Source organism: Bradyrhizobium sp. PRIMUS42 (assembly GCF_023006515.1).
Lineage (GTDB): Bacteria > Pseudomonadota > Alphaproteobacteria > Rhizobiales > Xanthobacteraceae > Bradyrhizobium.
Genome location: NZ_JALBGZ010000779.1, coordinates 1 through 2,760, shown reverse-complemented (window position 1 = coordinate 2,760; position 2,760 = coordinate 1). Strand labels below are relative to the sequence as shown.

Here is a 2,760-nt window from a genome sequence, read left to right as displayed (position 1 = left end):
AGCATCGGGCCGCCCGACAGCACGATCGCGGGCAGGTTCACGGTCGCCGCCGCCATCATGCAGGCCGGCGTGGTCTTGTCGCAGCCGGTGGTGAGCACGACGCCGTCGAGCGGATAACCGTAGAGGATCTCGACCAGGCCAAGATAGGCGAGGTTGCGGTCGAGCGCGGCGGTCGGGCGCTTGCCGGTCTCCTGAATCGGATGGGTCGGGAATTCCATCGCGATGCCGCCGGCCTCGCGGATGCCCTCGCGGACGCGATGGGCAAGCTCGATATGGTGGCGGTTGCAGGGAGAGAGGTCGTTGCCGGTCTGGGCGATCCCGATGATCGGCTTGCCGGACTGCAGCTCGGCGCGGGTGAGGCCGTAATTGAGGTAGCGCTCCATGTAGAGCGCCGTCATGCCCGGATTATGCGGGTTGTTGAACCATTCCTGCGAGCGAAGGTGGCGTCGAGAGCCGTTGCCGGCGGGCGCATGCCCATTGGTTGGTTTTTTTGTCATTGGTTTCTCCTGCAATGCAAACGCACCGGCGTCCGTCCTAGGGTGTCGGCTTGTGCGATGCCCAATGGCGCCAATGACGGATCGCTGGCCCGCTGGCGGGTCGTTTCCTCACAAATGCGATACTAGTCATGGCCACTTGGTAACGCTACCATTTTGTTCGCCGCACCCGCGCCTGAAACGGCTGGCCTGCTCTCCGAATGGCGCGGCGACGAACTTTGCCGCTCGATGACCTTGAAGCCGAGATCGAGCACCGGCTGCTCCGGGCGCCGCCCGTCGATCGCCTCGATCAGCATGGTGGCGGCCGTCTTGCCCATCTCGTAGCGGTTGGTACGCACGCTGGTGAGGGTGGGGACGGCGGACGCCATGAATTCGAGGTCGTTGAAGCCGACGATCGCGATCTGGTCGGGGACCGTTATCTCGCGGCGCCGGCATTCGAACAGAACGCCGAGCGCGAGGTCGTCATTGGCGCAGAACACTGCATCGAGGTCGGGCTCTCGCGCCAGCAGATCGGTGAACAGGGCGCCGCCGAGCGTCACCGAGGTCGGCGTCGCGGTCGTGACGACCAGGCGCTGCTCGAACAATGCGGTGTCTTTCATGGCCGAGACATATCCGTCCAGCCGCCGTTGCACCCGCGGATCCATGCGGGCGCCGACGAAGCCGATCCTGCGGTGGCCTTGTTCGAACAGGTGCGCAACCGCTGCGCGGGCTGCATCATAGTGCGAAAAGCCGATCATCATGTCGACCGGGTCGGGGCCGATCTCCATGATCTGCACGATCGGGCAGTCGGCGGCCTCCAGCATGGCGCGCGATTCCGCGGTCTGGTCGATGCCGGTGACGATCAGTCCGGCCGGCTTCTGCGCCAGAAACAGACGCAGCAGCTTCTCCTCCTGGAGAATGCTGTAGCGTGTGTTGGACAACTGGATCGAGTAACGGTTGCCTTCGGACGCATCGTAGATGCCGCGCAGCACGTCCGAGAACACGTTGTTGGTGAGAGAGGGAATCAGGACACCGATGACCTCGGTGCGTTGCGAGGCCAACGCGCGTGCCGCAAGGTTCGGGACATAGCCGAGCTCCTTGGCCGCGCTCTCGACCCGGGTCCGCTTGGCGATCGACAGGGCCTCCGGATTCCGAAAGAAGCGGGACGCTGTAATGGGGCTGACGCCGGCAAGCTCGGCGACTTCCGCCAGCCGGATTTTGCCTGACTTGGTGCGTTTTCGACCCATTTGCTGCTCATAACACAGTCGGTCCGGCAAACAAAGGAACGTTGACAGCGCTACCAGCAGCGACTAACCAAAGACAAATTGCCAAAACCGCACAAACTGCCGACAATATAGCCCGTTAAAGTCGGGCCTTGGTTCGGCGAAGTCTGAAAAACAAGACGGTCGCGGCGCTAGGGGCGTCGTGGACTTTCGAGGAGGGAGCTAGATGTCGTCTGTGCAAATCCGCGACGTGCGGAAATCGTTCGGCAATTTTGAAGTTCTGCACGGCGTGACTGTACCGATCGAGGACGGCCAGTTCGTCGTTCTGGTCGGCCCCTCCGGCTGCGGCAAGTCGACGCTTCTGCGCATGCTCGCGGGTCTCGAGAACATCACCTCCGGCACGATCTCGATCGGCGACCGCGTCGTCAACAATGTCCAGCCCAAGGAGCGGGACATTGCGATGGTGTTCCAGAACTACGCGCTCTATCCGCACATGACGGTCGCCGACAACATGGGCTTCTCGCTGAAGCTGCGAAATGCCGGCTCCGACGAGATCAACAAGCGCGTCAAGCGCGCCGCCGAGATCCTCGCGCTGTCGCCACTGCTCGATCGCTACCCGCGCCAGCTCTCGGGCGGTCAGCGCCAGCGCGTCGCGATGGGCCGCGCCATCGTGCGCGACCCGCAGGTCTTCCTGTTCGACGAGCCCTTGTCCAACCTCGACGCCAAGCTCCGCGTCGCCATGCGCACCGAGATCAAGGAGCTGCACCAGCGGTTGAAGACGACCACCGTCTATGTCACCCACGATCAGATCGAAGCCATGACCATGGCCGACAAGATCGTCGTCATGCATGACGGCATCGTCGAGCAGATGGGCACGCCGCTCGAGCTCTACGACAAGCCGGACAACCAGTTCGTCGCCGGCTTCATCGGCTCGCCCGCGATGAACTTCCTGAAGGGGCATGTGCGCGTCAACGGCGTCGCGACCTTCGAGGGGCCGAACGGCGTCAAGCTGCCGCTCAAGACCGCGCCCGCGGCGTCCGACGGCCTTCCCGCCGTCTACGGCG

The 2,760-nt window shown here is 63.6% G+C and carries 3 protein-coding genes; 1 reads left to right on the top strand and 2 read right to left on the bottom strand.

What is annotated here, in order from left to right:
* A partial coding sequence (locus tag MOV75_RS33500) for a dihydroxy-acid dehydratase (protein ID WP_247007467.1) occupies nucleotides 1-497 on the bottom strand: 497 nt, incomplete at its 3' end.
* Nucleotides 498-619: 122 nt separating this feature from the next.
* A complete protein-coding gene (locus MOV75_RS33495; RefSeq protein ID WP_246923188.1) occupies nucleotides 620-1,720 on the bottom strand; it encodes a LacI family DNA-binding transcriptional regulator in 1,101 nt (366 codons plus the stop codon).
* 202 nt (nucleotides 1,721-1,922) lie between these two features.
* Here MOV75_RS33495 and MOV75_RS33490 point away from each other — a divergent pair.
* On the top strand, nucleotides 1,923-2,760 hold an 838-nt coding region (locus MOV75_RS33490), incomplete at its 3' end, for an ABC transporter ATP-binding protein (RefSeq protein ID WP_247007465.1).

Excerpts from the sequence above, each read along its gene's own strand:
- MOV75_RS33495 (WP_246923188.1), bottom strand. The coding sequence starts at position 1,720 with ATGGGTCGAAAACGCACCAAGTCAGGCAAAATCCGGCTGGCGGAAGTC.